At 62.5% G+C, this 2,931-nt stretch carries 3 protein-coding genes; 2 read left to right on the top strand and 1 reads right to left on the bottom strand.

Annotated elements, in window-relative coordinates; translation table 11 throughout:
• A partial coding sequence (locus ACY693_RS17600; RefSeq protein ID WP_462323110.1) for a 2OG-Fe(II) oxygenase occupies positions 1-740 on the top strand: 740 nt, incomplete at its 5' end.
• A 173-nt stretch (positions 741-913) separates the two neighbouring features.
• The gene (locus tag ACY693_RS17595; RefSeq protein ID WP_462323109.1) at positions 914-1,354 is read left to right on the top strand and encodes a hypothetical protein; all 441 of its coding nucleotides are present in this window, start codon (positions 914-916) and stop codon (positions 1,352-1,354) included.
• 579 nt (positions 1,355-1,933) lie between these two features.
• On the opposite strand, the gene ACY693_RS17590 is transcribed toward ACY693_RS17595, so the two are convergent.
• Positions 1,934-2,788, bottom strand: coding sequence for an Rpn family recombination-promoting nuclease/putative transposase (locus tag ACY693_RS17590; RefSeq protein WP_462323108.1), 855 nt, complete (start codon positions 2,786-2,788; stop codon positions 1,934-1,936).
• Between the last annotated feature and the right edge of the window lie 143 nt (positions 2,789-2,931).

Genomic DNA, 2,931 nt, shown 5'->3' with positions numbered 1-2,931 from the left:
CGGGATTGGGTGCGCACGGCGAGATCGAGGCCGAGCTCTACAAGCTATTGATCTACGACGCTGGCAGCTTCTTCGTCTCGCATCGCGATACCGAGAAGTCGCCGGGCATGTTCGCCACCCTGGTGATGGTCCTGCCGTCGACTTATACCGGCGGCGAGCTGATCATCCGCCACAAGGATCAGGAAGTGCGCCTGGATCTGCGCCGCGATGAGCCCTCAGAGGTCGCCTTTGCCGCCTTCTACGCCGATTGCCGGCATGAGGTGCAGCCGATTGTCTCCGGTCATCGTCTGGCGCTGGTCTACAACCTTATCCGCACCGACGGTGGCCCGCTGCCGCAGCCGCCTGATCATGACAGCCTGCGCGAGGAGCTGACGGAACGGCTGCAAGGCTGGCAGGGTGAGCCAAAGAAGCTGGTCCTGCCGCTGGAGCATGCCTACACCCAGGCCGAGCTGGGCTTTCGCAGCTTGAAAGGCGTCGATGCATCGATCGCGAGCCTGTTGCTCGACGCTGCTCGAGCATCCGACTGCGATCTGCATCTTGGGCTTGTCACGGTCTACGAACAGGGCAGCGCCGAGTACATCGGCGGTGGCTGGTACGGCGACACTGTCGACATGGAGGTCGGAGAGGTCTTTGAGGAAGGACGCTATATCCATCAGTGGCGCGCGCCTGATGAGCAGGCGCTGGAGCTTGGCCATCTGGATTTCGCCGATGATGAGATCAGCCCGCCGGATGCTTTATGATGGCTTTGAGGACATCGAGCCCGATTTCGAGGAGGCCACCGGCAACGCCGGCGCCTCCTACGAGCGCACCTACCAATCCGCGGCGTTGGTGATCTGGCCGCGGGCGCATCGGGCGCTGGTGTTGGTCGATGCGGGGCTGAGTGTCAGCGTGCCCTATCTGACCGATCTGATCCATGGACAGCATCTTGCTGGCGGCTGCCCTGAGCCTGGCGGAATCGGCCGCGCCGAGGTCCGCTGGCAGCACAACAGCCAGATTGTGCGAGGCGGTGCTGGACCATCTCGAGCAGCGCATCGCCGAACCATTGGAGCCGCCTGCAGACTGGCAGCGTCCGGCCGAGCTGGGCTGCCGTTGCCAATACTGCCGAGATCTCAGCCGCTTCCTAGCCTCGCCCAGCGAATCGACTTGGCAGCTCAAGGCCGTGCAAGACGTCCGCAGCCATGTCGAGCAGAGAATCCAGTTGGATCAATGTGACCTGGATCGCACCACCAATAAGCTTGGGCGTCCGTATACGCTGATCTGCACCAAGAACCAGGCCAGCTCCGAGCGCCGCGTCCGCCAGCGCGAGCAGGATCTTGCCGACCGCGAGCGCTTGATGCCTCTCAACAGGGTTTGACTGATCGTCTGACCACCCCCATCGGCCTGCTCACCGCCTGTGCACACAAGCTGCATGGACCCAAAGGCATCGGCTGCTGAGCATTCGCAACCGGCGCCAGCTGCGCTTGGCACCGCTGATGCACGGCGGCGAGCAAGAGCACGGCCTGCGGCCTGGCACCTTGCCGATGCATCAGATCATTCGATCTGACCCATCGCATCGAGCAGGCCGAGCAGGCCGCGCAGGCTGCGCACCTCATCATCGAGGCCGTTCAGCGTATCCAAGACCTACTTCAAGTGTGACCCCGTGCTGCTCTATCGCAAGCCAGATGCTGAGACGCCGCAACCAGTGCGAATCGGCTCTCACACCAAGCTTGGGATCGGGTAAATCGGGTCGTAGGCCTTGCGACCCTTCAGCTCAGCGATCCTTACAACATCCAGGATGTCGTTGACGCCCCAAAGCTCCCTGGCCTCTATGCTTGGTATGCACGCTTCAATGTCGCTGAGGTCGACTGGAGCGCCGCGTTTGCCGGTGGCGACCAGGCCGCAAAGCAGAACCTGCTTAAAGCCGTGCGCGAGCACGCTTGGAGGTCCGGGCGGGTCAGCGCGAGGCGCGCCGCATGGTCTGAATCTCTACCAGCGGTAACTGGGTAATTGCCGCGATAGACGCATCATCCAGCGTCGTTTGCGCGAGGAGTCCGCGCGCCGTCTCGCGTCGTCCCTGCTCCAAGCCCTCCTGTCTCGCCTCTTTCAGCAACGTCGCCTCATCATGCAGCGCGCGCTCGCGCACGAACGCGAGGCGGCGCGCTTCTTCATCTGCACTGAGCGCTCGTATCTGGCTCAGTGCCTCGCGGACAGGGGGGTGATCAATCGCAGCCATGGTGGTCTCCTCGCGCCAGTGCTCGAAAAAGGTGATCCAGTCGGCGCGGCGATCTCGGTCGCGCCCGAGGCGATCGGCCTTCTTCAGTTCGATCAGGTTGAGCTGCAGCAGGTTCCCAAGCCCGACCGCGGGTTGGGCATGATCGCGCATCTCGAAGCGCCAGTGCGCCTGCTGACATTGTTCAGCGGTGGCGGTGAACAGGTCGAAGTCCAGAAGATGAATCCCGACCGCGGCGCGCAGCAGACTGTAGTCTTCGCCCTGACCGAGCTGCTGGCTGAGCATGCGCGCCAGATAATACAACGCCCGCTGGTGCCAATGCCCGTAGCGGCGCACCTGGATCTCGATATTGTAGTCGTGCCCGGTCTCGTCGCGTGCCAGGAGATCAAGGATGATGTACTTGCCGCGCAGTTCCTCGGCGTTGATTTCGGGGTTAAGGACCTCGACGGCCAGGATCGCTGGCAGATCCGGGCGCAGGTCATTGATCAGGCTAACCAGCAACGCCGGATGCTCACCGAATAGGCGCTTGAACACGTAGTCGTTTTTCGGGTCGAGAAGGTCGCGTGCGGGCTTAGACATGCAGCTTTGAAGCAACGGGCAATGCTAGCCTGAGTCTATCAACCAGCGCGCTCAAGCGTCCGTTTGAATCCGAGCGGGTAAGGTGGATCGACTGCAAGCTCGATGCCGAGACGCTGCAGCGGGTGCGAATCGGCTCTCACACC

Source organism: Halochromatium sp. (genome assembly GCF_054919635.1).
Note: the sequence above shows the minus strand (reverse complement) of the source record. Positions and strands in the feature narration are given on the sequence as shown.